This is a genomic window from Streptomyces sp. NPDC059785 (assembly GCF_042732375.1).
GTDB lineage: Bacteria > Actinomycetota > Actinomycetes > Streptomycetales > Streptomycetaceae > Streptomyces.
Genome location: NZ_JBHWHV010000029.1, coordinates 38914 through 64954, shown reverse-complemented (window position 1 = coordinate 64954; position 26041 = coordinate 38914). Strand labels below are relative to the sequence as shown.

Annotated in this window: 24 protein-coding genes; 13 read left to right on the top strand and 11 right to left on the bottom strand. The window is 72.5% G+C overall.

Going from position 1 to position 26041, the window contains the following annotated elements:
* Positions 1 to 13: 13 nt before the first annotated feature.
* Positions 14 to 283: an acyl-CoA carboxylase epsilon subunit gene (locus tag ACFV6E_RS22425; RefSeq protein ID WP_385463949.1), complete on the top strand. Its 270-nt coding sequence runs from the start codon at positions 14 to 16 to the stop codon at positions 281 to 283.
* A gap of 34 nt (positions 284 to 317) precedes the next feature.
* Here ACFV6E_RS22425 and ACFV6E_RS22420 read toward each other — a convergent pair whose 3' ends face one another.
* The 10 genes from ACFV6E_RS22420 to ACFV6E_RS22375 all read right to left on the bottom strand — a co-directional run bounded on the left by ACFV6E_RS22420 (position 318) and on the right by ACFV6E_RS22375 (position 10908).
* Entirely contained in the window at positions 318 to 782 is a 465-nt protein-coding gene (locus ACFV6E_RS22420) for a hypothetical protein (RefSeq protein WP_385463946.1), read from the bottom strand.
* A gap of 79 nt (positions 783 to 861) precedes the next feature.
* Positions 862 to 1431 (bottom strand): TetR family transcriptional regulator, encoded by a 570-nt coding sequence (locus ACFV6E_RS22415; RefSeq protein ID WP_385162249.1) that lies wholly within the window; start codon positions 1429 to 1431, stop codon positions 862 to 864.
* A gap of 91 nt (positions 1432 to 1522) precedes the next feature.
* Positions 1523 to 3190, bottom strand: a complete 1668-nt coding sequence (locus ACFV6E_RS22410) for an FAD-dependent oxidoreductase (protein WP_385463944.1) — start codon at positions 3188 to 3190, stop codon at positions 1523 to 1525.
* The gene (locus ACFV6E_RS22405) at positions 3153 to 4706 is read right to left on the bottom strand and encodes an MFS transporter (protein WP_385463941.1); all 1554 of its coding nucleotides are present in this window, start codon (positions 4704 to 4706) and stop codon (positions 3153 to 3155) included. The genes ACFV6E_RS22410 and ACFV6E_RS22405 overlap by 38 nt, the downstream gene beginning before the upstream one ends.
* A 50-nt stretch (positions 4707 to 4756) precedes the next feature.
* Entirely contained in the window at positions 4757 to 5656 is a 900-nt protein-coding gene (locus ACFV6E_RS22400; RefSeq protein WP_385162243.1) for an SAM-dependent methyltransferase, read from the bottom strand.
* A gap of 1 nt (position 5657) precedes the next feature.
* On the bottom strand, positions 5658 to 6458 hold the full coding sequence (locus ACFV6E_RS22395) for a class I SAM-dependent methyltransferase (RefSeq protein ID WP_385162241.1): 801 nt from the start codon (positions 6456 to 6458) through the stop codon (positions 5658 to 5660).
* 162 nt (positions 6459 to 6620) lie between these two features.
* Positions 6621 to 7376 carry a hypothetical protein gene (locus ACFV6E_RS22390; RefSeq protein ID WP_385162239.1) on the bottom strand — a complete coding sequence of 252 codons (756 nt, stop codon included), beginning with the start codon at positions 7374 to 7376 and terminating at the stop codon, positions 6621 to 6623.
* Between the two features lie 4 nt (positions 7377 to 7380).
* Positions 7381 to 8853, bottom strand: coding sequence for a coproporphyrinogen-III oxidase family protein (locus ACFV6E_RS22385; protein WP_385463938.1), 1473 nt, complete (start codon positions 8851 to 8853; stop codon positions 7381 to 7383).
* Positions 8854 to 9257: 404 nt separating this feature from the next.
* Positions 9258 to 9416, bottom strand: a complete 159-nt coding sequence (locus ACFV6E_RS22380) for a hypothetical protein (RefSeq protein ID WP_385162235.1) — start codon at positions 9414 to 9416, stop codon at positions 9258 to 9260.
* Between the two features lie 58 nt (positions 9417 to 9474).
* A complete protein-coding gene (locus ACFV6E_RS22375; RefSeq protein ID WP_385463936.1) occupies positions 9475 to 10908 on the bottom strand; it encodes a radical SAM/SPASM domain-containing protein in 1434 nt (477 codons plus the stop codon).
* 273 nt (positions 10909 to 11181) lie between these two features.
* Here ACFV6E_RS22375 and ACFV6E_RS22370 point away from each other — a divergent pair, with 273 nt between their 5' ends.
* The 5 genes from ACFV6E_RS22370 (at position 11182) to ACFV6E_RS22350 (ending at position 14974) form a co-directional block, all read left to right on the top strand.
* Positions 11182 to 11622 carry a DUF6278 family protein gene (locus ACFV6E_RS22370; RefSeq protein ID WP_385463933.1) on the top strand — a complete coding sequence of 147 codons (441 nt, stop codon included), beginning with the start codon at positions 11182 to 11184 and terminating at the stop codon, positions 11620 to 11622.
* 156 nt (positions 11623 to 11778) lie between these two features.
* The gene (locus ACFV6E_RS22365; protein WP_385162313.1) at positions 11779 to 12522 is read left to right on the top strand and encodes an amino acid ABC transporter ATP-binding protein; all 744 of its coding nucleotides are present in this window, start codon (positions 11779 to 11781) and stop codon (positions 12520 to 12522) included.
* Positions 12523 to 12540: 18 nt separating this feature from the next.
* Entirely contained in the window at positions 12541 to 13452 is a 912-nt protein-coding gene (locus ACFV6E_RS22360; RefSeq protein WP_385162229.1) for a glutamate ABC transporter substrate-binding protein, read from the top strand.
* A gap of 11 nt (positions 13453 to 13463) precedes the next feature.
* Entirely contained in the window at positions 13464 to 14108 is a 645-nt protein-coding gene (locus ACFV6E_RS22355; protein ID WP_385162227.1) for an amino acid ABC transporter permease, read from the top strand.
* On the top strand, positions 14105 to 14974 hold the full coding sequence (locus ACFV6E_RS22350) for an amino acid ABC transporter permease (RefSeq protein WP_385463931.1): 870 nt from the start codon (positions 14105 to 14107) through the stop codon (positions 14972 to 14974). Before ACFV6E_RS22355 ends, ACFV6E_RS22350 begins: the two co-directional genes overlap by 4 nt.
* A gap of 253 nt (positions 14975 to 15227) precedes the next feature.
* Here the strand turns inward: ACFV6E_RS22350 and ACFV6E_RS22345 are convergent, their stop codons facing one another.
* On the bottom strand, positions 15228 to 15983 hold the full coding sequence (locus ACFV6E_RS22345; RefSeq protein ID WP_385463928.1) for a hypothetical protein: 756 nt from the start codon (positions 15981 to 15983) through the stop codon (positions 15228 to 15230).
* A 106-nt stretch (positions 15984 to 16089) separates the two neighbouring features.
* Between ACFV6E_RS22345 and ggt the strand changes: the two genes are divergently transcribed.
* The 7 genes from ggt (at position 16090) to ACFV6E_RS22310 (ending at position 26033) form a co-directional block, all read left to right on the top strand.
* Positions 16090 to 17883 carry a gamma-glutamyltransferase gene (gene ggt / locus ACFV6E_RS22340; protein ID WP_385162221.1) on the top strand — a complete coding sequence of 598 codons (1794 nt, stop codon included), beginning with the start codon at positions 16090 to 16092 and terminating at the stop codon, positions 17881 to 17883.
* A gap of 332 nt (positions 17884 to 18215) precedes the next feature.
* Entirely contained in the window at positions 18216 to 19652 is a 1437-nt protein-coding gene (locus tag ACFV6E_RS22335) for a hypothetical protein (RefSeq protein ID WP_385463926.1), read from the top strand.
* A gap of 190 nt (positions 19653 to 19842) precedes the next feature.
* Positions 19843 to 20685: a nitrilase-related carbon-nitrogen hydrolase gene (locus ACFV6E_RS22330; protein ID WP_385463923.1), complete on the top strand. Its 843-nt coding sequence runs from the start codon at positions 19843 to 19845 to the stop codon at positions 20683 to 20685.
* Positions 20682 to 21959, top strand: coding sequence for an aspartate aminotransferase family protein (locus ACFV6E_RS22325; RefSeq protein WP_385162215.1), 1278 nt, complete (start codon positions 20682 to 20684; stop codon positions 21957 to 21959). Before ACFV6E_RS22330 ends, ACFV6E_RS22325 begins: the two co-directional genes overlap by 4 nt.
* A gap of 30 nt (positions 21960 to 21989) precedes the next feature.
* The gene (gene hydA, locus ACFV6E_RS22320) at positions 21990 to 23390 is read left to right on the top strand and encodes a dihydropyrimidinase (protein WP_385162213.1); all 1401 of its coding nucleotides are present in this window, start codon (positions 21990 to 21992) and stop codon (positions 23388 to 23390) included.
* A gap of 12 nt (positions 23391 to 23402) precedes the next feature.
* Positions 23403 to 24422, top strand: coding sequence for a TIGR03842 family LLM class F420-dependent oxidoreductase (locus ACFV6E_RS22315; RefSeq protein WP_385463920.1), 1020 nt, complete (start codon positions 23403 to 23405; stop codon positions 24420 to 24422).
* Positions 24423 to 24494: 72 nt separating this feature from the next.
* Positions 24495 to 26033 carry an NCS1 family nucleobase:cation symporter-1 gene (locus tag ACFV6E_RS22310; RefSeq protein ID WP_385463917.1) on the top strand — a complete coding sequence of 513 codons (1539 nt, stop codon included), beginning with the start codon at positions 24495 to 24497 and terminating at the stop codon, positions 26031 to 26033.
* Positions 26034 to 26041 lie beyond the last annotated feature (8 nt).

The window sequence follows — 26041 nt, the reverse complement described above, 5'->3', positions numbered from 1 at the left end:
TTGGAGGCCCGACATGACCAGACCCGACGGCGCGGCGCCACCCACCGAAGCACCCGCCGAAGCAGCCACCGAAGCACCCGTCGACGCGACCGCCGAGGCGCCCGTCGTCCGCGTGCTGCGAGGCGGCGAACTCGCCGAGGACGAACTGGCGGCCCTGACGGCCGTGCTCCTGGCCCGCACGACGACACCCCCCGAAGCACCCCGGGACACACAGGTCATCCCCCTGTGGCGCCGCCCCCCGGCACAGGACACCTACCGCCCGCCGCACAGCTGGCGGGACTGAGAACCCCGAATCCGGTCCCGTGCCTTGTCCCGGGTCAGCGTTCGCTTTCGATGTCGCGGCGCATCGCCGTGCGCAGGGTGGTCAGGGACTGGTCGTAGCGGGTGAGGGCGGTTCGGTACTCGGGGGAGTGGGCGGGGTGGCCGTCCGCCGCGAGGTTGCGCAGGTCCCGCAGCCGGTGGAGGGCACGGCCCGCCTCGTCCGCCACTGCCTGCGGTGCCAGCAGCGCGAGGCTTTCGCGGGCCTGGTAGACGCCGGCCGAGCGGAACGCCTCGGCGGCGTCCTGGGGCCGGGACGCCGCGGCGTCCTCGCCGAGTACGACGGCCCTGACGCCCTCGCTGCCGGTGTGGAGGGCGGCGAGGTACGCGGTGTAGGCGTCACGTCGTGCCTGGTGCGAACGGAAGGCCACGTCGCGGCGCCAACGGGCCCGGTCGGCGAGCAGGGTGACCAGTGCGCCGATGACGGCGCCGAACAGAGCGGGCAGTACGGCTGACCAACTCACGCCGCGAGTGTAGGACGACGGCCTTCGCGACGGGCCGTGTCCGTCCGTGACCTCCACGGTTGCGGGCCGCGCCGTGGGCTCAGAGTGCCGTCAGGGCCGCCCGCATCGACGGGGCCACCAGGTCGGCCAGGGCGTGCACCGGGAGTTCGGCTATCGGCTGGAGGCGGAGCAGGTAGCGGGCGAAGGCGACGCCCAGGAGCTGGGCGGCGACCAGGCCGCTGGCGGCGGCGGCCCGGTCGGGGCCCAGTACGCCGGTCAGGCTGTGGGTGAACTGCTCCTGGAGGACGCCGCGCAGGCGGTCCGCCGCGCGTTCGTTGGTCGCCGCGGAGCGCAGCAGCAGCCGCAGCGAGCCTTCGTGCGTGTCGTTCTCCCACGGGGCCAGAAAACGCGTGATCAGCGTCTGCGGCAGGGTCTCCGCCGGGGTTCCGGTGAGGTCGGGCAGGCCCAGGTCGACGTCGAGCGCCGCGTCGAAGAGGCGCTCCTTGCTGCCGTAGTAGCGCATCACCATGGACGGGTCGATCGACGCAGTGGCGGCGATGGCGCGGATCGTGGCGCGCTGGTAGCCGTCGGCGGCGAAGTGCAGCCGGGCGGCGTGCAGGATCGCCTCGCGGGTGCGGTGCGAGCGGAGTGACGACATGCGCTGTGCCACGACGTGGGTTCCTTTCCTGCCTTGCCCTGCCTCGCCGGGGACGACACGCGGGCGCGGTGCGGTCCGCGTGTCGTCCCCGGCCGGCCGTTGCTCAGGCCTGTTCGGCCGGGGTCGGCTCCGGTTCCGGTACCGGCTCCGGGGACGCCTCCGGTGCCGGCAGTTCCGCGGTGCCGGCGGCGGGGCGCGGGGCCGGGCCCTGCACCCCGCACCAGCGGTGCAGCGCCAGCCGTACCCGTTCCGCGCGCCCCGCCGCGTCCGCCTCGCCGTCCACCCAGGCCGCGTAACCGTCCGGGCGTACCAACAGGGCCGTGGTGGCGGGGAGTTCCGGGACCGGGCCGCCCGTGCGGACCGGGCTGACCCGGGAGCCCCACGCCTCGGTGACGGCCGCCGCACGGCCGTCCGCCGTGAGGTCGAGGAGGACGAACCGGCCGTCGCGCATCAGCGAGTACAGCCGTACCGGCGCCGCCCCCAGCCGCGGGACCGTCAGATCCGGCACCCGCTGCCCGACCCGTGTCCGCCGCCCGTCCCGCGGCGGCAGCGGCAGCCCGCCGCGCAGCCGCGGTCCGCCGTGCGCCGCGCGGCCCGCGTAGCCCGCCCGCAGTCCGGAGATCGACGCCGCCGCGAACGTACGGACCCTGCGGTACGACAGGGCCTTGCCCAGGGCGGCGCGGCGCAGCGTGGTCAGCGTCGCCGACGGGCTGGTGGCCAGCGAGGTGGCGCGGTCGGTGGCCCGCAGGATCCGCTCGGCCTGCGGTCTGCGCTCGGCCTCGTACGAGTCCAGGAGTCCGGCGGGCGCCCAGCCCTGCACCTCGGCGGCCAGCTTCCAGCCGAGGTTGACGGCGTCCTGGATACCGAGGTTCAGGCCCTGCCCGCCCAGCGGCGAGTGCAGATGCGCGGAGTCTCCGGCCAGCAGCACCCGGCCGGTCCGGTACTGGTCGGCGATCCGCTGGTGGATCTTGAACCGGGCGAGCCACTCGGGCGCGTGCGGCCCGGGGTCGAAGCCGAGCGCCCGGGTGAGGACGTCGCTCAGCTCCTCCAGGGTGACCGGCTCCCGGGTCCAGGGCCGGTCCCGGCGCGCCACCGCGATACGGTACAGACCGTCGCCGTACGGCACGGTGACCAGCACCCCGCCGTTGCCGGAGAGCATCACCACCTCGTCCGGCGGCGGCTGACGCAGCCGGACGTCCGCGAGGATCGGCGCGATCCCGTACGTACGGCCGCGGAAGGCGATGCCGGAGAGTTCCCGTACGACGCTGTGGGCGCCGTCGCAGCCGACCACGTAGTCCGCGCTCTCGGCCCACTCGCCGCTCTCGCCCCGCACCTGGAGCGTGACGCCCGCGCCGTCCTGCGTGAGCCCGAACACCTCGGTGCCGCGCTCGACGGTCACCCCGAGGTCGAGGGCGCGCTGCTGAAGCACCTCCTCGGTACGGCTCTGCGGGACCACGTTCAGGTGCGGGAAGCGGGTGTCGAGCTCGGCGAAGTCGACGCGGGCGCCGCGCGCGGGCACCATCCGGCCGACCGGGCGGCCGTGCGCCGCGAGCGCGTCGGCGTGCCCGCGCAGGTCGAGGACCTCCATCGTCCTGCTGTACAGGCCCATCGCGCGGGACTGCGTGGAGGGGGTGAGCCGGCGCTCCAGGACCGTGCAGGACACACCGGCCGCGGCGAGCTCACAGGCCAGGGCCAGACCGGTGGGACCGGCCCCGACGACGATGACGGACTGGTCAGGAGCGGGGACCGGGGCGGCGGTCGTGCGGTTCACGGCTTCCTGGGGGCCTACGGGCTCCACGGGTTCCACTGGTTCCATGGGTTCCACGGGTTCCTCCTGGGAGGTGGGAGACGGGCTTCACGGGAAGGGGCGGAGTCTCTTGTGGGAGCGCCTGCGAGGTCTCTTCCAAAGGCGCCTGCGGAGTTCCTCGCGGAGTCGCCCGCGAAGGCTCGTGCGGGGAGGGGCGGGAGCACGACCGGGCGGCCCAGGCGCCGGCCACCAGCACGACGGCGCCCAGCGACAGCCAGCCCGCCGCGCCCTGCCGGACCACGAGGAAGGTGACGACCAGCGGCCCGTACGTGTTCCGGGCGGCGTTGCCGAGACCGAAGAAGGCCAGATACACCTGGCGCCGGTCCTCCGGCGCCAGGTCGTACGAGATCGCCCAGGCGCCGGCCTGCTGGTACATCTCCGCGAACGCCTGGAACGCGACCGCGCCGAGGACCAGCGCCACGGCGGCCGGGCCGGGCACCGCGCCGGTGAGCGCGAGCACCGCGCAGCAGGCGGCCAGCAGCACGCCGCTGCGCCGCAGCGCCCGGCCGCCGTCCGCCGCACTCTCGACGCCCCGGGTGGTGCGCACCTGGAGGAGCACCACGACGACGGTGTTGAGCACCAGGGTCCAGGCGATGACCGCCCGCGGCAGCCGGTCATGGGCCAGCACCCACAGCGGGACGCCCGCCGTCAGGACCGTCACGTGCAGGCTCACCAGCGAGTTGAGACCGGTGAGCAGGGCGAAGCGGCGGTCGCGGAAGACACCGAGCCGGCGCGCCCACGGCAGCGGGCGGCCGGTGCTTGGCGGAGTCCCCGTGACGCGACCGGTGCGGCCTGTGCGACCGGTGTGGCCTGCGCGGTCACTGTGGTCTGCGTGACCGGCGTGGTCGGCGCGGCCGGTGCCACCCGGCGGGCCCTCCGCCCCGCGCAGGCCCGTCACCAGCACCGCGGCGAGGAGGAACGAGAGCGCGTTGGCGTACACGACGGCCACGTAGGCGACGTCGCTGTCCGGCACCAGCGCGGCACCGGCCGCGAGTCCGCCGAGCGCGAGTCCGAGGTTCTGCATCGACCGGGCGCGGCCCATCGCCCGTACCCGCAGCTCCTTCGCGACCGCCGTGCCGAACAGGCCCTGCACCAGCGGCGACGCGCCCCGGTCCGCCACCGCGAGCAGCGAGACGACGAGCAGGAACACGGCGAAGTCCGCGGCGAACGGGTAGCACAGCAGCAGGGCGGCCCGCACCAGGTGCGCGGCGACCAGCATCCGCCGGGGGCCGACACGGTCGGCGAGGATCCCGGTCGGCACCAGGGCGAGGAAGGACAGGGCGCCCGCGACGGACAGGCCGATGCCCACCTGGCCGCCGCCCAGGTGCAGATACCGGGTGAAGAAGATGACGGAGACGGACATGTAGAGGCCGCTGCCGACCGCGTCCACGAGCACCGCGCTCAGCAGGACCGGGACCGCCGTCCCGGTTCGCGGCCCGCGCCCCGGCGCGGCCTCTGCCGCTTCTGCCGCCTCGTCCATGTCGCCCCCGTTCGCCGGTACGCGCCTCAGTCGGCCCGTACGCGGCGGTCTCAGTAGTAGTCGCGCATCAGCTCGTCGACCCAGGCAGGCTGGACGACCGTCTCGCGCGGTCCGAACTGCCGCAGATACGGCTTGATGTCGAGCACCGGAGTGCCGTCGACGGCGTCCAGGCCGACGACGTGCAGATCGAGTCCGTCGGCCTTGACCAGCCGGCAGCGCGAGACCCCGATCCGGTTGGGCCGGTTCTTGCCGCGCTGGGCGAAGATCCCGGCCAGCGGCCAGTCGGGGTTGTTGCGCGGGTGCCGGGCGCCCTCCTGCACCTTGTGCGGCGGCACCCGGTGGAAGTGGAACACCACCTCGAGGTGGGAGAAGGAGTCCAGGGCGAGCAGCGCGTCCGTGGTGAACCGTCCGGCGTCGAGCCGGATGACGGAGGCGACCTCGCCCCAGTGGTCGTCGGTCAGCTCCCGCCGCTCGTTGTGCACCCGGGCGACGGGCACGAGACCGGCGATCCCGCCGTCCCGGTCCGCCCCCGGCTCCACCACCGGTTCCGGCTCCGACTCCGATTCGGGCTCCGGATCCCGCTTCCGCTCCCGCTCAAGCTCCCACACCCGGTCCCGTACCAGCAGTTCGCCCGACGCCGCACGCTGCACCGTCAGGTACACGTCCTCGGGCGGTACGCCGAGCAGCGCGCCGAGCCGGTCCCGGAGCAGCCGGAGCAGCTCGCCCACCCGCGCGCGGCCGTAGCTCTCCTTGCACACGACGAAGCCGGCCGGCGCGGTGCCGCCGGCCTGCCACTCGGGCCGGTGGAAGGTGCCGGGCGCCAACTGCTGCCACCACACCCAGCAGTGGCCGCGGTCGATGCCGAGGAACGCGGTCACGTCGTCGGCCAGTTCCGCCAGCACCTGGGCCCCCGGAGTGGGGGCGGGCGAGAACAGCCTGATCACCGGCACGTCAGCGCCCCTCGCTCAGCGGCTTGACGCCGATCACCATGCAGGTGCGTACGGGGATGAAGTACTCGTCACCGTCCCGGCGGATGCCCAGCGCCTCCCGCCGCGCCGCGGGTGCCCGGTCGAGGCGGCGCCGGATCGCGGCCTCCGCCTCGGCCCCGGAAGAGGCGATCTCGCACCACCGCCGCACGGGCACCCCGGTACGGCTCTCGGCCTGCCGGCCCCGGGCCACGGGGACGTTGAGCCCGGCGCCCTGGAGGAAGCCGACCCACTCGTCGAGGGTGTAGCTGCGTACGTGCGTCGGGTCGTGCAGCAGCTCCAGCTCGTGGTTGAGCGCGTCGGTCTCCGGGTCCTCGTGGCCCTCCAGGTCGATGACGGCGAGCCGCCCGCCGGGGCGCAGCAGCCGGGCCATCTCGGCCGCGGCGGCGCGGATGTCGCGGAAGTGGTGCGGGGCGAGGCGGGACACCACCAGGTCGAAGGAGGCGTCGGCGTAGGGGAGTTGCTCGGCGTACGCCTCGGCGGTCTCGACGTGGACGCCGCGCTCGGCGGCGAGCCTGCGGACGGAGGCGAGCATGTTGGGCGCCGGATCCACGGCGACGAGCCGGGCGGGCAGGTCGTCCGCGAAGGACAGCGCCAGATGGCCCGCGCCGCAGGCGACGTCACAGACGGCGCTGCCGGTCTGCGGGCCGAGCGTCTCGTGCAGCGCCTCCATGGTGGGGCTCGACCGGTGCACCTCGCTGGTCGCGAAGTTCTCGGCGATCCTGTCGAACCGCCGGCTGGAGGTGTCCTGCTGACTCAAGGGCATGTCGTGCGCCGCCTTCTTCCTTCTCCGCCGGCGACTCTCGCCGACGGGCCGTCACCGGGCCGTTCCGTCACTGGCCGTTCCGTCACTGAGCCGTTCCGTCATTGAGCCGTTCCGTCATTGAGCCGTTCCGTCATTGAGCCGTTCCGTCACTGGGCCCTTCTGTCACCGGGCCGTTCCGTCCACGAAGGACAGGAGCGAGTCGACCGGGTCGCGCGAGGGGCCCGGGCCGCACGGGTTGAGGGTGTGTCCGAGCCCTTCGAGAAGATGGGTCCGCACCTCGAACGCGTGCTGTCCGACCAGCCGGCTCGCCGACCACTGGCCGTAGTGGTCGGGTGTGAACACGACCGGCGGCAGCGTCCGCCCCTCGGCCTCCGCCACGTAGCCGATCAGGTCGAGGCCGCCGTACACCAGGTCGAGGGAGGGGACGCGCGAGGTCAGGAAGGCGTCCTCCTCGATCACCGTGCCGACCAGGACCACGCGGTCGGCCTGCCGGGGCTCGCCGGTGCGCAGCAGCCGGAGCAGGGCGAGACCGCCCAGCGAGAACCCCAGCAGGACGAACGGCCGGACCAGTACGTGTTCGTGGGCGCGCAGCAGTTGCGCGAGGCGTTCGGCCCGCCGCCGCTGGTCGGGCTCGGCGGCGGGGGTGTCCGGCTCCCGGGGCGGCATGTCGCACGTCAGCACCTGCGCGCCCGTGGCCACCAGCCGCCCGGTCAGCTCGCCGAGCAGCGAATCGTCGCGGCCCTGCCCGTCCAGGACGGAGACGCTGCCCGGCCCGGCGAGCAGCACGGTGGCGGACGGCGGAGCGGCCGGGAAGGAGCGCCGCATGCGGTAGCGCGCCCCCGACGGATCCGCGCGCCACTGGGTGCGCTGGTGGACACGCCGGCGGACGGGCCGGCGGACGCGCTGGTGGACGTTCACCGGGTCACCTGCGGCAGACGGCCTCGGCGAAACCGCCGACGCGCTGGTGGAAGTAGACACTGATGATCTCCTCGTGCAGCGCCTCGCCGTCCAGCGTGGGCACGACGCTCTCCGGGGTGCCGGGCACCGGCTCGACGAGGCCGCGCTCCATGAGGTCGGCGAAGGCCGAGGCGAACGGCTCGTCGCGGAAGAGCTCGACGCCGAACCGCCGCCGGAACCGGGCTGCGTCGATCGGCTGGTTGGCCTTGAAGGCGAAGCCGAGGACCAGCCCGGCCGCCTCGTAACCGGTGAGCCGGCGGCCGGAGGCGAGCGGCAGCCCGCGGCCGTCCCGCAGCACGCGCGCGTACCCGGAGATGTCGGCGGTGTTGTGGGTCTGCACCACGGTGTCGTCGTCCCCGGTGAGCCAGCCGTACGCGCCGGGGCCGTACGCGATCATCGTGTCGTGCCGCTGCCACTTGTTGCGGGAGACCCGGGGGATGTTGCCGTCCGGGTAGACGCCGGGGCGGTTCCACCAGCCGCACGGGCTCGGGTGGTAGCCGCCGTCGAGGAGCAGTTCCACGACGGCCTCGCGCATCGCGTAGGTCTCCCCGAGCGAGGGGAACAGGTGCTGTTCGCGCAGCCGGTCCCTGACGCTCTCCACGTTCCACAGGGCGCGGTTGCCGATGCCCATGCGGGCCCGGTCGGCGTTGCGCAGCCGGTAGATGGTGACGGTGGGGACGTCGAGGCCGATCAGCCGGCGGATGTCGTCGGCGACGGTCCCGGTGCTCTGGTGCGGCAGGCCGAACATCATGTCGACGTTGAACGGGCGGCTGGTGGCCCGGAGCTTTTCGACGGCCCGCAGCGACATGGCGGCGTCGTGGCCGCGCCCGGCGAAGGCGTTGACCTCGCTCTGGAGGGACTGGACGCCGACGCTGAAGCGGTTGAAGCCGATGGCGCGGGCCTCCGCGAGCTCGTCGTGCTGGAAGTTGTCGGGGTTGCCCTCGAGCGATATCTCGCAGTCGTCGGCGAGCGTGTAGCGCTCGCGTACGTGGTCCAGCAGACGGGCGAGCTGTTCGGTGCCGAGCAGGGAGGCGGTGCCGCCGCCCAGGTAGACGGACTCGATCCGGGCGTGCGCCAGCCAGGGGGAATGAGCCAGCCGCCGGGCGGACTCGTCGAGCAGCAGATCGGTCCAGACGCGGGGCGCCGCCGCCCCCTCGGGCCCGTCGCTGACCTTGCGCTTGACGTAGTTGCAGAAGTGACAGATGTACGCGCACAGCGGCACGTGGAAGTAGAGATGCGCGGGCCGGCCCGCGCCGGGGTGCTCCCGCAGCGCGTCGGCCACCCGCGAGACCGACAGCTCCTCGCCGTAGTTGGCCGTCACGTTGATGTTGTAGTCGTCCTGGCCGATCCGCAGCGCGGGGTTCTCCCGGAGCAGCCGCGCGAGACCCGTGCCCGGGCGCAGCGCGGTCGTGCCGGCCGAAGCAGCCGTCTTGCTCATCGCGACCTCGTCTCCTGAACGGGCTCCCTGCGGGAACCGGACCTCGCCTCTTGAACGGGCTCCCTCACGGGAACCGGACCTCGTGTCCCGGACGGGCTCCGCCTCCGGAGCCGGACGTCATGTCCCGGACGGGCTCCCTCACGGGAACCGGACCTCGTGTCCCGGACGGGCTCCGCCTCCGGAGCCGGACGTCATGTCCCGGACGGGCTTCCTCACGGGAACCGGACCTCGTGTCCCGGACGGGCTCCGCCTCCGGAGCCGGAAGTCATGTCCCGGACGGGCTTCCTCACGGGAGCCGCACCTCGTGTCCCGGACGGCCCCTCGCCGCCGGTGGGACCTTCCCGGCCCGCCCCTCAACGGGCCGGGAAGTGGTACACCGCTTCCGCGCCTGCCGGCCCCTCGGGTCAGATCTCGACCTCGATGACCGTGGCCTCGGTGATGTTGGTGCTCTCCACCAGCGTCTCGGCGGGAGCGGTGGCCGACGCGGCGCCGACGGCGCTCAGGGTCACGCCCTCCTGCCCCGGCTCCAGATGGATGCGGATGACCTTCTTCTCTTCGGGCATGGCTTCTTCCCTTCCATCGAGGCGGCTGCGGTCGCGCCGCCGTGGGACAGCAACCCGCTCACGTCGTCGGGAGCGGGAGTCGGACGGCCTCCGGCCCACCGGCCGGACCCGGCGGACCGGCCGGACCCGGCGCATCCGCCGGACCCGGAGGGCGCGGCGTCAGGGTCAGCCGTACGTTGCGCTCCTTGCGGGCCCGCCAGTAGCGGCCGGAGCGCAGGGTGAACTCCTGGAGGTACTCGGTGGCGCCGCAGCCGCGCGGATCGCCGGTGATGTTGCGGGCCAGCGGCGGGCACCGGAACTGGCACCAGATGTCCTCCCGGGCCACCGGGCACGAGCCGCACACCGAGTGATCGCTGAAGCGGATGTCACGGAACTCGTCGAAGCCGTGCTCCCAGATCTCGGCGAACGGCTTCGCGGTGATGTTCCCGGCCCGGTACAGCTGGCCCGACATGCAGTTGCTGCACGGGTAGACGTCCCCGCGGCTGTTGACGTAGACGACCGACCGGCCGCACTTCTCCTGGCCGACGGCGCGCTCGAGGCGCTGGCAGAACTGGATGGTGTCCACGCCGCGGATCTCGTCGGCGGCCCGCCGCGGGACCGGCCCCGCGACCGCCCCGGCGGACGCCCCGTCAGGCCCCACGGTCCCGGCCGCACCGGCGGACCCCTCGTCGGGCTCCGCGGAGTACCGCTCCATGCACCGCTGGTAGACCTCGAAGACCTCGTCCACGTCCTCGGGGCGCAGCAGCATGCCGGGGTGCAGCAGCGCCCTGCCGACCGGGTGCGTCTCCAGCCACTGGGGCCGCGGATAGCCCCGCTCGGCGCACCACTCGAAGATGGCCTCCGCGTCCTGGATGTTGTTGCGGTGCACGGAGATCGCGGTACGGAACACATGGCCGTGCCTGCGCATCGCCTCGAAGGCGCGCTGGAGCTTGGGGAAGTCCATCCGGCCGCGGACGGTGCGTTCGGGGTCGGCGGTGTCGAAGCTGATGAAGAAGGACTGGCCGGGCGGAATGGCCGCCAGCCGCTCCTCGGTGACCAGCAGCCCGTTGGTGAAGATCTGGGTGCTGAAGGGCTTGCTGCGGGCGTGGTTGATGATCTCGACCGCGTCCCGGTGGGAGAAGATCTCGCCGCCGGTGAGGAACACCTGGAGCACGCCCATGTCCGCGAAGTCGTCCAGGAGGGCCTTGATGCGGGGTGTGGAGATCTCGTCCGGCCGTTTGAGCGCGGAGTCCGCGTAGCAGTGCCGGCAGCGCAGGTTGCACAGGTTCGTGGTCTCCACGAAGGCGATGGCCGGGGCGGGCAGGTGGAACCGGTCCAGGGTCACCAGCGGGTCGGTGATCGCGTGCGTCATCAGTTCGGCGGAGGCCACCGCGCGGCCCGAGTTGTGCCGCTCGATCAGGGGCCGCGCGGAGGCGGCCAGGAACTCGACGTGGCCGTTCGGCAGCAGCGCGACGAGCCCGCCCTCGTTCACCTGGAAGGGGATCTTCTGCACGGGCCCTGCCTCTCCGGTCGTGGGACGTCGGATCGTGGGACGGCGGTACGCGGGGCAGCGGAACGCACAAGTCAACGTGTGTTGAACTCATGCTGCGATGAACTCTACGGAGGATGAATACCCTTGGCAAGGCATGTGCCGGCGGAGCGCGTGTTCGGCCGGACCCCGCCTCCGCGATTCACCCGATTCCGTGATCAAATGCCGCAAGATACATTCATGGCAATGCCGGAACGCGGAGCCGCCGGTGCGGCTCCCCCGTGGAGAGGCCGGTCGATGAACATCCCGTTCCTGGGCAAGTGGCGCAGGCGGCACTCGGGAGACGCGGACGACGGGCTCGCCGACGCCTTCGCGAGCGACCCGGAGGGTGTCTCCGAGTTACTCGGGGAGTGCGAGCTGCTGCGCTCGCACGCGGCGGCGGCCGGGCTCGAACTGGACGACTCCCCGGCGTCGTTGAACGCGCTCGACCAGCTCCCGCCGCGCTGGCGCGACGACCCCGAGGCGCTGCCCTGGATCGGCAACGACGCGGGCCTCTACCTCGGCACGGTCGTGGTCCGCACGGTCCCCGGCGCCGCCTGGCTCCTCAGGTCCGGCGGCAGCCCGGCCGTACGGCTCGCCTCGGGCCGCGAGATCCCGGTCGTCGAGGCCGGCCTCGACTGGGCCGCCCAGGGCGTCCCCGAACTCTCCCAGGTGTACGCGGAGGCGGCCGAATCCTGAGCCGCGCCCCGCGTCCGGCCCCGCCCGCGACCGTCGCCGAGTCCGTCCCCGGGCCGCAAATACGGTTAATGCCCACCCTGCGTGTCAGTCCGGTAAGTCCGGTTTTACGTGGATAGTTTGCGCTGACCGACACAGCTGAGAGTGGGCAGGTCCTCTATGGCCGTCGATCCGCTGATCGAACTGCGTGACGTGAACAAGTACTACGGCGAGCTGCATGTCCTGCGGGACATCGACCTCACCGTCGGAAAGGGGGAAGTGGTCGTGGTCGTGGGCCCGTCCGGGTCCGGCAAGTCCACGCTGTGCAGAGCGATCAACAGGCTGGAGACCATCCACTCGGGCTCGATCAGGCTCGACGGCCGGCCGCTTCCGGCGGAGGGCAAGGAGCTCGCCCGGCTCCGCGCCGAGGTCGGCATGGTCTTCCAGTCCTTCAACCTCTTCGCCCACAAGACGGTCCTCCAGAACGTCTCGCTCGCCCAGGTCAAGGTGCGCCGACGGGGGCGCGAGGAGGCCGACCGGCGCTCGCGCGAACTCCTCGACCGGGTCGGGCTCGCCGCGCACGCGGACAAGCTCCCGGCCCAGCTCTCCGGCGGCCAGCAGCAGCGCGTGGCCATCGCCCGTGCCCTCGCCATGGACCCCAAGGCGCTCCTCTTCGACGAGCCGACCTCCGCGCTCGACCCCGAGATGATCAACGAGGTGCTCGAAGTCATGCGGCAACTGGCCCGTGACGGCATGACCATGATCGTCGTCACCCATGAGATGGGCTTCGCACGGTCCGCCGCCAACCGTGTGGTGTTCATGGCCGACGGCCGCATCGTCGAGGACCGCGCCCCCGAGGAGTTCTTCACGAATCCGCGCAGCGAACGCGCCAAGGATTTCCTGTCCAAGATCCTCAAGCACTGAGCGGGGGGAGCACCGCAGATGATCCGCAGCACCCGTGCGTGCCTGGCCCTCGCGGTCCTGGCGGCTCTCGCCGCCACCGCCTGCGGCAAGGAGGGCAGTCCGCCGGTCAAGGGCCCCTCGGCCGACGAACTGCCGGACTACCGCGTGGCGCGGGACGTCCGGCTGCCCGGCTCGGGCACTTTCCAGCGCGCTCAGCGACGCGGCTACCTCACCGTCGGCGCGAAGGAGGACCAGCCCTACATGGGCGAGCGCGACCCGGCGACCGGCGTCTACTCCGGCTTCGACATCGAGATCGCCAAGATGCTCTCCGCGTCCCTCGGCCTCCCGCCGAAGACGATCCGCTTCCGGACGATCGCCTCAGCCAACCGCGAGACCGCCCTCCAGAACGGCCAGATCGACTACTACGTCGGCACCTACACCATCAACGACAACCGCAAGAAGCTCGTCGGCTTCGCCGGGCCCTACTACATGGCGGGACAGTCCCTGCTCGTGCGCACGGACGAGGACGACATCGAGGGCCCGCAGGACCTCGACGGCAAGCGTGTCTGCTCGGCGTCCGGCTCGACCCCGTACCAGCGGATCAGGGACGAGTATCCGAAGGCGACGCTCGTCGCGTACGACACCTACTCGGTGTGTGTCGACAACCTGCTGACCTACCAGGTCGACGCCGTCACCACCGACGACGCGATCCTGATCGGCTACGCGGCGAAGGCACCCGACGAGCTGAAGGTCGTCGGGGAGCCGTTCTCGAAGGAGCCGTACGGCATCGGCGTACCGCGCGGCGACAACACCCTGCGGTCCGCGCTCGATGACGCGCTCGAGGCCCGGCAGAGGAACGGCGACTGGAAGAAGGCGTACGACGCGACACTCGGCCTGTCCGGGGTGCCCGCGCCTGCCCCGCCCGCGATCGACCGCTATCCGGCGAGCTGAACGAGAACCACGTGAACGTACTGACAGACAACTTCTCCACGTTCGGTGAGGGCTTCCTCGGCACCGTCGAACTCAGCGTCTACGCCTCGCTCCTCGCGCTGGCGCTCGGCTTCGTCATGGCCTCCTTCCGGGTCGCCCCGGTCCGCGCCCTGCGGGCGGTCGGCACCGTCTGGGTGACGGTGCTCCGCAACACCCCGCTCACCCTGCTGTTCTTCGCGGTGCTGCTCGGGCTGCCGCGGTTCGGCGTCGTCCTGCCGTTCCAGCTCTTCGCGGTCCTGGCGCTCGGCTGCTACACCTCGGCCTTCATCTGCGAGGCGCTGCGCTCGGGCATCAACACCGTGCCCAAGGGCCAGGGCGAGGCGGCCCGCAGCCTCGGCATGACGTTCGGCCAGACGCTGAACCAGATCGTCCTGCCGCAGGCGTTCCGCTCCGTGATCCCGCCGGTCGGCTCCACGCTCATCGCGCTCGCCAAGAACTCCGCGATCGCCGGCGCCTTCAGCGTCACCGAACTGCTCGGCACGTACAAGACGCTCAACGAGCTCGGCTACGACGTCGTCTGGACCTTCTTCTGGATCGCCCTCGGCTACCTGATCATCACGCTCGCCATCAGCGCCGTCTTCCACGTCCTCGAGCAGCGCTGGGGGGTCGCCCGATGACCGCAGGGACCGCGGAGGCCAGTGCCCTCTACGACCTCCCGGGACCACGGGCGAGACGGCGGCACGCCGTGTACGGCGTCGCGTGCGCGCTCGTGATCCTGGCCCTGCTCGCCTGTCTCGTGTACCGGCTCTTCGCGACCGACCAGTTCACCCACACCAAGTGGCTCCCGTTCGCCTACAAGGGGATCCAGGAGCTGCTGTTGCGGGGCCTCGGCAACACCCTCAAGGCGTTCGCCGCCGCCGCCGTGCTGTCGCTGGCCCTGGGGGCGCTGCTCGCCGCCGGCCGGCTCTCCGACCACCGGGCCGTCCGGTGGCCGGCGACCGTGGTCGTCGAGTTCTTCCGCGCCATGCCCGTCCTGGTGATGATCTTCTTCATCTTCGTGGCGCTGAAGGTCCAGGCGCTGCCCGCGCTGGTCGCCGGTCTGACCCTCTACAACGGATCGGTGCTCGCCGAGGTCTTCCGCTCCGGTGTGCACTCCGTCGAACGCGGCCAGCGGGAGGCGGCGTTCGCGCTCGGCATGCGCAAGACCCAGGTCATGACGTACGTGCTCGCGCCGCAGGCGGTACGGGCCATGCTGCCCGCCATCATCAGCCAGCTGGTGGTGGCGCTGAAGGACACATCACTCGGGTTCCTGATCACCTATGAGGAGTTCCTCCATGCCGGGAAGCTGATCGCGTCCAACCTCGACTACGATTTGCCGTTCATCCCCGTGGTGATGGTGATCTCGCCGATCTACATCGGGATGTGCATGCTGCTCTCGTGGTTCGCCCGGTGGGTGTCCCGGCGGGAGCAGCGCAGTCCCAAGACCGAGGCCGTGGACGTGGCACCGGCGCAACCAGGGACGCTGCTGCGGGGAGCGCAGTAGCTGAGAGGGCGAGGCCCGGCCGGCAGCAGCCGGAGATCACTGCTCGCGCAGGGGTACCGACACGTACGTCGGTTCCCGGCGGACAGAAGGTCAGCTGCGCGCCGGACGGGTGATGCTCCGTACAGAGCGGGTCGAGGCCGGCCGGCTTGCCGAGGCCGAGCGGGCCCTCGTCGCCCAGGTACGCGACGGGGGCGCCGCTCTCCTTGGTACCGGGGACCCATGGCGGGCCGTGCCCCCGTGGCGTGCCGCCGCCTCACTGCGCGCGGTGCGAGGCGCGGGACGGTGCGGCGGGGGCCGGGCTCTGCGCGGCCCGTGTGACGTCCGAGACCAGCTCCACCACGTCGGGCCCGTACGCCTGGGAGTTGACCACCTTCAGCAGCAGGACGAAGGAGTTCGCCCCGTACTTGCGGGACAGCCGCTCGTGGTTGCGGGCGAGGTAGCGGGTCGCGGCCTGGTTGGTGATGGCGCGCTGCCCGCAGAAGAGGAAGACGGGTCTGGCGCCGCGGCCGAGGTCGGCGGTGAGCCGGGCGAGTACCACGTACTCGCCCCTGCCGGGCTCCAGGCGGTAGCGCTCGGTGCCTATCTGGAACGCGCCGCGGTCGGGTCCCGGTTCGGCGTCCGTGTTCACCCGGATCCCGGGCAGCAGCGAGTGCAGGTGGGCGGCCATCCGCCGGTTGGACGCGGGGCCGCCGACGCAGAACTCGGTGCGCTCGCCGAACCCCTGCTGCGCCGCGTCGTGCGCCACCACCTGGGCGTGCGCGCCGCAGTCCTTGATCAGCGCGGCGAGTTCGAGCAGCGCGAACACGTCGTGCCGCATCACCGTCAGCTCGGGGCCGCCCGCCTCGCGGTTGACCACGAGCAGCGACTCGGAGTTGTCGGGCAGCCCGAAGAACGCCTGTTTGCGGCGGAGCCTGCGCTTCCACAGATAGGTTCGGGCGAGCCAGCCCAGGGCGGCGCTGACGCCGGCCGCGACCACTCCCAGGACGATGTTGCGCACGTCGTCATTCATGGGCGCGCATGCTAGCGGTCCCGGCCGAACGCCGTCCGAGGCGGTCCTGACGTGACCGCGCCAGGGAAGTTACGCTGCGCGGACGGTCGTCGACTGGAGGTACGGGATGCGTCGCCCTGGCGTACGGAAGATGGCGGTCCTGGCGGCCGCCGCCGCACTGGTGTCGGTGGGCGCGACGGCGCCTCCCGCCTCCGCCGCCCCGGAGAAGACCCCGGTCGCCGTCGGCTACGGCGGCGCCGTGTCGAGCGTCGACGCCGACGCCTCGGCCGCCGGGATCGAGATCCTGAAGAAGGGCGGCAACGCGGTCGACGCGGCCGTGGCCACCGCCGCCGCGCTCGGCGTCACCGAGCCGTACTCCTCCGGGGTCGGAGGCGGCGGCTACTTCGTCTACTACGACGCCAAGTCCCGCACGGTGCACACCATCGACGGACGCGAGACCGCGCCGCTGACCGCCGACGAGAACCTCTTCGTGGAGAACGGGCAGGCGATCCCGTTCGCGGACGCCGTCACCAGCGGCCTGAGCGTGGGCACGCCGGGCACGCCCGCCACCTGGCAGACGGCCCTGGACGCCTGGGGCAGCAAGCGCCTCGGGCCGCTGCTGAAGCCGGCCGAGCGGCTGGCCCGGGACGGCTTCACGGTGGACGGCACCTTCCGCTCGCAGACCGAGGCCAACCAGGCCCGCTTCGCCGACTTCCCGGACACCGCGAAGCTGTTCCTGCCCGGCGGCGAACTCCCGGCCGTCGGCTCCACGTTCAAGAACCCCGACCTCGCCCGCACCTACGAGGAGCTGGCCCGCAAGGGCGTGGACGCGCTGTACCACGGCGACCTCGGACGGGAGGTCGTGGACACGGTGAACGACCCGCCCGTGGACCCCGCGTCGGGCCGCGACGCACGCCCGGGGAAGCTCTCCGCCAAGGACCTGGCGGCGTACGGGGCGAAGCGGCAGGCGCCGACCCGGACCTCGTACCGCGGGCTCGGCGTCTACTCGATCGCGCCCTCCTCCTCGGGCGGCACCACGGTCGGCGAGGCGCTGAACATCCTGGAGAACAGCGACCTGTCGAAGGCGAGCGAGACCCGGTACCTGCACCGCTACATCGAGGCGAGCCGGATCGCCTTCGCGGACCGCGGGCGCTGGGTCGGCGACCCCGCCTTCGAGGACGTGCCCACCAAGGACCTGCTCTCCCAGCGGTACGCGGACTCCCGCGCCTGCCTGATCAAGGACGACGCGGTGCTGACCAGCCCGCTCGCCCCGGGCGACCCCCGGCACCCGGCGGCCTGCTCCAGCACGGGTGAGACGGCCCCGACGACGTACGAGGGCGAGAACACCACGCACCTGACGGTCGCCGACAAGTGGGGCAACGTCGTCGCGTACACGCTCACCATCGAGCAGACCGGCGGCAGCGGGATCACCGTCCCCGGCCGCGGCTTCCTGCTCAACAACGAGCTGACGGACTTCTCCTTCACCCCGGCGAGCCCCGGCGTCCACGACCCGAACCTGCCCGGACCCGGCAAGCGCCCGCGCTCGTCCATCTCGCCGACCATCGTGCTCGACCAGCACCAGCGGCCGGTCGTCGCGCTCGGCTCGCCGGGCGGCGCGACCATCGTCACCACGGTGCTCCAGACCCTCACCAACTTCCTCGACCGGGGGATGCCGCTGGTCGACGCGATCGCCGCGCCGCGCGCCAGCCAGCGCAACCAGACCACGACGGAACTCGAACCCGGCCTGTACGACAGCCCGCTGCGGGCCCGGCTCGAAGCCCTCGGGCACGCCTTCAAGGAGAACCCGGAGATCGGCGCGGCGACGGGCGTCCAGCGGCTGCCGGACGGCCGGTGGCTCGCGGCGGCGGAGACGGTACGCAGGGGCGGCGGTTCGGCGCTGGTCGTCCGGCCGGCCCGCTGAGCGCCGCGCGGGGCGCCCGGCGCGCCGGGAGACGACCGTCGCACCGGCTGCGAGGTCGCGTCCGCGGGTTCGTCGTGGCCGGTCGCGCAGTTCCCCGCGCCCCCTTCGGCGCCCTTGCGCCGGCGCGCCGTGGACGCCGGGCTGCGCGGGCCGGCCCGGGTGTGCGGTTCGGCGCGGCAACGAAGGCGAGCCCGCGCGCGGGGGCGCGCGACCGCCCTGACGTGCTCTTGTCGGGCGCACCGCGTCCGGTCCGCAAACTTCCCGTAGCCGTCCCGTAACACAGCTGGTGTTCTCTACCGGATCGGAACACTCCAGTCAGGCGGGAGTCGAGGATGACCGTAGAACAACTCCCGGGGCGGGCAAGGGAGTTCGCCGCCTACCTCGACGCGCTGCTGGCCCGGCTCGACCGGCACGCCGGCTGGTGCGCGGTGTTCTGGCAGCGCGACCCCGAGAGCATGCGCGCCTGCCTGGACGGGCGGGAGGTGCCGCCCTGGGACGTCGTGGAGGCGCTGCTCCAGGACCTCGCCGAGGAGCACGGCGCCGCGGTCGCCGACCGGGAGACCGAGCGGGCCCGCGCCCTGCACGACGCCTCGCTCACCGCCTACGACGCCCGCCCCGGCGGCCGTGCCGTGCTCGGCGAACGGCTCGGCCTGATGCTCCGCGAGCAGCGCCACACCGCCGAGCGGCAGGCCGAACTGGGGCGGCGGCTGCGGTCCGCCGCCTCCGCAGAGGACGCCGAGGCGCTCCAGCTCGACCTGGACTGGGCCCGCGACGACCACGAACGCGCCACGGCCCGCTGCGCGGAGCTGCGCCGCCGGATGGCCCGCCTGGACCGCGACCGCCCGTCCGCCGCCGCCCCCGTACCGCGGATGCCCGCACAGGCCGGGGGCGAGCGGCGGCGGGGCACGCGTGACGGGGCCCCGCTCCCGGCCGCGCCCGGGGAAACCGCCGCCGCGCCTCAGGACACCGCCGACTCCGGACCGCGGGACGACCCGGCCCCCGGCGAAGGCACAGCCCCCGGCGAGGAGGCCGCCCCCGTCCCCAAGCGGCGGGCCAGACGCCGCTTCCGGGGCGGGGCGCGGTTCGCCGGGGCGGGCGAGGCCGGGGACGCCCCGGCGGCGCCCGCCGCGCCGGATCGAGACGCCACGGGCCGGGCGCCGCGCGGCGCCCGGTTCGCGGGCGCGGTGGGCGAGGCGTGGGAGGCGGACGGGGCGCCGCACGAGGCAGGGCCGGAGGAGGGCGCGGGGCGGTCGCAGACCCGGGAGACCGTCGAGACGCTGCTGCGGCTGCGCGCCGAGGGCCGCAGCGGCGAGGCCCACGTCGTCCTCGTCGAGGCCGCCTACTGGCCCGCCGACCGCCTGCCGGAGCTCGCCGCCGGACTGCACCGGGCGGGCCTGCACGCCGACTGGGCCACCCTGCTCTGGGAGGCGGCCTCCCTCCCCGTGGACCGGCTGGTCGCCGCCGCGGCCGCGCTCGGCGCCGCGGGCCGCACCGAGGACGGCCGCCAGATGCTGCGCCAGGGCGTCGTCCGGCCCGCCCCGGAGATCGGCGCCGCGGTCCTGGAACTCGCCGCCGGCGGCCGGCACCAGGAGGTGAGCGCGCTCCTCGACGCGTACGTACGCATGCGTACCCCCGAGGAGAGCGCCCGCAGCGTGGCGGCGGACCCGGCGCGGCTCGTGCCGCTGCTGCTGGAGGCCGCCCGGGGCGTCTCGCAGGAGCGCCACTGGGACGTGGTGCACGCGCTGCGGGTCGCCGGGTTCGCCACCTGAGCGCCCCCGGGAGCCACCGGAACGGGGGCGCGCGGGCGGGCGTTCACCCACCCGGGTGCGAAACATGATCGACTCCCGCTGTTGACGACGACGGTCTTGGCAAGCCCGGCCGGGAGGCTTACTTTCGAGCCTCTACAGCCTTTGTCTACGGGCGTAGAGGCTCTCTGACGTCACGTCGAAGGAGCAGCTCATGGCCACTGTCGTACGCGCCGCCCTGGTCCAGGCCACCTGGACCGGAGACACCGAATCCATGATCGCCAAGCATGAGGAGCACGCCCGCGAGGCGGCCCGGCAGGGCGCGCGGGTCATCGGGTTCCAGGAAGTCTTCAACGCGCCCTACTTCTGCCAGGTCCAGGAGCCGGAGCACTACCGCTGGGCCGAGCCCGTGCCGGACGGGCCGACCGTCCGGCGGATGCGGGACCTCGCCCGGGAGACCGGCATGGTGATCGTCGTCCCCGTCTTCGAGACCGAGCAGTCCGGCTTCTACTACAACACCGCGGCAGTGATCGACGCCGACGGCTCCTACCTCGGCAAGTACCGCAAGCACCACATCCCGCAGGTCAAGGGGTTCTGGGAGAAGTACTACTTCAAACCGGGCAACGCGGGCTGGCCCGTCTTCGACACCGCCGTCGGGAAGATCGGCGTATACATCTGCTACGACCGCCACTTCCCGGAGGGCTGGCGGCAACTGGGCCTGAACGGCGCCCAGCTCGTCTACAACCCGTCCGCCACCTCCCGCGGCCTCTCCGCCCACCTGTGGCAGCTCGAACAGCCGGCCGCCGCCGTCGCCAACGAGTACTTCGTCGCCGCGATCAACCGGGTGGGCCGGGAGGAGTACGGGGACAACGACTTCTACGGCACCTCGTACTTCGTGGACCCGCGCGGCCAGTTCGTGGGCGAGCCGGCGAACGACAAGACCGAGGAACTCGTCGTCCGCGACCTCGACTTCGGCCTCATCGAGGAGGTCCGGCAGCAGTGGGCGTTCTACCGCGACCGCCGCCCGGACGCGTACGAGGGGCTGGTGCGGCCGTGAGCGACCTGTACGCACGGCACCGGGCCGTCCTGCCGGACTGGCTGGCGCTCTACTACGCCGACCCGCTGGAGATCACCCACGGCGAGGGCCGTCACGTCTGGGACGCCGACGGCAACAAATACCTCGACTTCTTCGGCGGCATCCTCACCACCATGACCGCGCACGCGCTGCCCGAGGTCACCAAGGCCGTCGCCGAGCAGGCCGGACGCATCATCCACTCCTCCACGCTCTACCTCAACCGGCCCATGGTCGAACTCGCCGAGCGCATCGCCCAGTTGTCCGGCATCCCGGACGCCCGCGTCTTCTTCACCACCTCGGGCACCGAGGCCAACGACACCGCCCTGCTGCTCGCCACCGCCCACCGCCGCAGCAACCAGATCCTGGCGATGCGCAACAGCTACCACGGCCGCTCGTTCAGCGCCGTCGGCATCACCGGCAACCAGAGCTGGTCCCCGACCTCCCTGTCCCCCTTGCAGACGCTGTACGTGCACGGCGGCGTCCGCACCCGCGGCCCGTACGCCGGCCTCGACGACGCCGGCTTCATCGCGGCCTGCGTCGCCGACCTGAAGGACCTGCTCGGCCACGTCCGCGCGCCCGCCGCCCTGATCGCCGAACCGGTCCAGGGCGTCGGCGGCTTCACCGCACCCCCCGACGGCCTCTACGCCGCCTTCCGCGAGGTGCTCGCCGAGCGCGGCGTGCTGTGGATCGCCGACGAGGTGCAGACCGGCTGGGGCCGCACCGGCGACCACTTCTGGGGCTGGCAGGCGCACGCCGCCGCGGGCCCGCCCGACCTGCTCACCTTCGCCAAGGGCATCGGCAACGGCATGTCGATCGGCGGAGTCGTCGCCCGCGCCGAGATCATGAACTGCCTCGACGCCAACTCCATCTCCACCTTCGGCGGTTCGCCGGTCACCATGGCGGCCGGGCTCGCCAACCTCAACCACCTGATCGAACACGACCTCCAGGGCAACGCCCGCCGGGTCGGCGGCCTGCTCATCGAGCGGCTGCGGGCCATCGCCACCCAGGTGCCCGAGGTCCGCGAAGTGCGCGGCCGGGGGCTGATGATCGGCGTGGAGCTGGCCAAACCCGGCACCGGCGAGGCGCATCCGCAGGCCGCCGCGGCCGTCCTCGAACGGGCCCGCGCCGAGGGCCTGCTGCTCGGCAAGGGCGGCGGCCACGACACCAGCGTGCTGCGCATCGCCCCGCCGCTCTCGCTCACCGTCGCCGAGGCGGAGGAGGGCGCGGCGATCCTCGACCGCGCGCTCAGGGCCTGAACGGGTGAGCCGACCGGAAGGAACACCAGCATGAGCCGTACCGTCATCCGCGGGGGCCTCGTCCTGACCGCCTCCGACGAACTGCACGCCGACGTCCTGATCGAGGACGGCCGGATCGCCGCCCTCGCCGCGTCGGGCACCCCGGCCGCCGAGGCGTGGACGGCCGACCGCACCCTCGACGCCACCGGCAAGTACGTGATCCCGGGCGGCGTCGACGCGCACACCCACATGGAGCTGCCGTTCGGCGGCACCTTCGCCTCCGACACCTTCGAGACCGGCACCCGGGCCGCCGCCTGGGGCGGCACCACCACGATCGTCGACTTCGCGGTGCAGAGCGTCGGCGGCTCGCTGCGCGAGGGCCTGGACGCCTGGAACGCCAAGGCGGACGGCAAGTGCGCCGTCGACTACGGCTTCCACATGATCGTCTCCGATGTGAACGAGGACACCCTCAAGGAGATGGACCTGCTGGTGGAGGAGGGTGTCACCTCCTTCAAGCAGTTCATGGCGTACCCGGGCGTCTTCTACAGCGACGACGGGCAGATCCTGCGCGCCATGCAGCGCTCCGCCGGCAATGGCGGGCTGATCATGATGCACGCCGAGAACGGCATCGCCATCGACGTCCTGGTCGAACAGGCGCTGGCCCGCGGCGAGACCGACCCGCGTTTCCACGGCGAGGTCCGCAAGGCGCTCCTGGAGGCCGAGGCCACCCACCGCGCGATCCGGCTCGCGCAGGTGGCGGGGGCACCGCTGTACGTCGTGCACGTCTCCGCGACGGAGGCGGTCGCCGAGCTGGCGCGCGCCCGCGACGAGGGTCTGCCGGTCTTCGGCGAGACCTGTCCGCAGTACCTCTTCCTGTCCACCGACAACCTCGCCGAGCCGGACTTCGAGGGTGCCAAGTACGTGTGCAGCACGCCGCTCCGCCCGCGCGAGCACCAGGCGGCCCTGTGGCGGGGCCTGCGCACCAACGACCTCCAGGTGGTCTCCACCGACCACTGCCCCTTCTGCTTCACCGGCCAGAAGGAGCTGGGCCGCGGCGACTTCTCGAAGATCCCCAACGGTCTGCCGGGCGTGGAGAACCGGATGGACCTGCTGCACCAGGCCGTCGTCGACGGGCACATCTCGCGCCGCCGCTGGATCGAGATCGCCTGTGCCACCCCGGCCCGGATGTTCGGCCTGTACCCGAAGAAGGGCACGATCGCGCCCGGCGCCGACGCGGATGTGGTGATCTACGATCCGCACGCCGGGCAGACCCTGTCCGCGGACACGCACCACATGAACGTCGACTACTCCGCCTACGAGGGCAAGCGGGTCACCGGGCGGGTCGAGACCGTGCTCTCGCGCGGCGAATTCGTCATCACCGAGCGGGAGTTCACCGGCCGCGCCGGGCACGGTGTCTACACGCCCCGCTCCACCTGTCAGTACCTGGACTAGGAGGCGCGGCCCATGGACTTCGGACTCGTCCTGCAGACCGACCCGCCGGCCTCCCGGGTCGTCAGCCTGATGAAGCGCGCCGAACGCAACGGCTTCCGCTACGGCTGGACCTTCGACTCGGCGGTGCTCTGGCAGGAGCCCTTCGTCATCCACAGCCAGATCCTCGCCCAGACCCGGAGGCTCACCGTCGGCCCGATGGTGACCAACCCCTCCACCCGCACCTGGGAGGTCACCGCCTCCACCTTCGCCACCCTCAACGACATGTTCGGCAACCGCACGGTGTGCGGCATCGGCCGCGGCGACTCGGCGATGCGGGTCGCCGGGCGCAGGCCCGACACCCTGGCCCGGATCAGCGGGGCGATGAAGGTCATCCGGGCGCTCGCGCGCGGCGACGAGGCCGATCTCGGCGGCACCGTCGTCAGGTTCCCCTGGGTGCGCCCCGGCGCCGCACTCCCGGTCTGGATGGCCGCGTACGGGCCGAAGGCGCTGAAGCTGACCGGCGAGGAGGCCGACGGGTTCATCCTCCAGCTCGCCGACCTCTACCTCACCGAGTACATGGTCAAGGCGGTGAAGGACGCCGCCGTCGCCGTCGGGCGCGACCCGGCGGAGGTGACAATCTGCGTCGCGGCGCCCGCGTACGTCACCGAGGACGACTCGCCGGAAGCGCTCGCCCACGCGCGCGAGCAGTGCCGGTGGTTCGGCGGCATGGTCGGCAACCACGTCGCCGACCTCGTCGCGAGGTACGGCGACCACTCCGCAGTGGTGCCGCGGGAGCTGACCGACTACATCGAGGCCCGGCAGGGCTACGACTACGCGCACCACGGGCGCAGCGGCAACCCCGACACCGCGTTCGTGCCCGACGCGATCGTGGACCGGTTCTGTCTTATCGGCCCCGCCGAGCGGCACATCGAGAAACTGACCGCGCTGCGCGCCCTCGGCGTCGACCAGTTCGCCCTCTACGACATGCACGACGCGCAGGAGGCGGTCATCGAGGCGTACGGGACCACCGTCATCCCCGCCGTCAACGGCTGACCCCACCGCACCCGCCCCCCGACGGAACCACCCGCACGGCCTTTCCCGTCCCGTCCCCATGATTGGCCTGCCATGACAGACACCGTTCCCACGGGGCCGCCGGCCCCCGAGACCACCGACGCCGAAGGCCGGACGGAACTCACCCCCGGGGCCTATCCGGTGAGCAGCCGGTTCGCCAACGACGACCTGCGGCCCGTCCCGCTCGCCGACCGCCACTGGACGACGTACAACTTCGTCGCCCTGTGGATCGGCATGGCGCACTGCATCCCCTCCTGGACGCTCGCCTCCGGGCTCATCGCGCTCGGCATGGACTGGAAACAGGCCGTGTTCACCATCGCGCTCGCCAACCTGATCGTGCTCGTCCCGATGCTGCTCACCGGGCACGCCGGGCCCAAGTACGGCATACCGTTCCCGGTGTTCGCGCGGGCCTCGTTCGGGCTGCGCGGCGCCAATCTGCCCGCGCTGGTCCGGGCCGCCGTGGCCTGCTGCTGGTTCGGCATCCAGACCTGGATCGGCGGGCAGGGGATCTTCCTGCTGCTCGGCAACATCTTCGGCGGCTGGGCCGACGCCTCCCACGTGGCGGGCCGGCCGTGGACCCTGTGGGTGTGCTTCGGGCTCTTCTGGCTGCTCGAACTCGCCATCATCTACCGAGGGATGGAGACCCTGCGCCGCTTCGAGAACTGGGCGGCGCCCTTCGTACTCGTCGGCGCGGTCGTGCTGCTGATCTGGATCGCGGTCAAGGCGGGCGGCCTCGGCACCCTCCTGGACCAGCCCTCGGAGCTCGGCTGGGGCGCCGACTTCTGGTCCGTCTTCTTCCCCGGCCTGATGGGCATGATCGGCTTCTGGGCCACGCTGTCGCTGAACATCCCCGACTTCACCCGCTTCGGCAAGGGGCAGCGCGCCCAGGTCTGGGGCCAGACCCTCGGCCTGCCCACGACCATGACGGCCTTCGCCCTGCTCTCCGTCTTCGTCACCTCCGGCTCCGAGGCGGTCTACGGGACGCCGATCTGGGACCCGGTCGAGCTGACCGCCAAGGCCGACAGCGTCTTCGGGCTGCTCTTCGGCCTGGTCACGGTGCTGATCGCGACCATCTCCGTGAACCTCGCCGCCAACGTCGTCTCCCCGGCCTACGACCTGGCGAACCTCGCGCCCAAATTCATCAACTTCCGTACCGGCGCGCTGATCACGGGCGTCGTCGGCGTCCTGATCATGCCGTGGAAACTCACCTCGACACCCGAGCTGTACATCTTCACCTGGCTCGGCGTCGTCGGCGGTCTGCTCGGCACCGTCGCCGGCATCCTCATCGCCGACTACTGGATCGTCCGCCGCACCGTCCTGCACCTCGCCGACCTGTACACACCCGGCGGCCGGTACTGGTACTCGTCCGGCTGGAACTGGCGGGCGGTCCTCGCCTTCGCCGTCGGCGGCGTCCTCGCGGTCGGCGGCTCGTACTCCACCGTGGACGCGAAGGGCGCGAAACAGGGACCGTTCCCGGTCGACGGTCTGATCCCGCTCCTCAAACCGCTCGCGGACTACGGCTGGGCGGTCGGGCTCGGCTCCTCGCTCGTCCTGTACACCCTGCTGATGGCGTCCAGGCGGGAACGGGCCTGAAGGGCGGC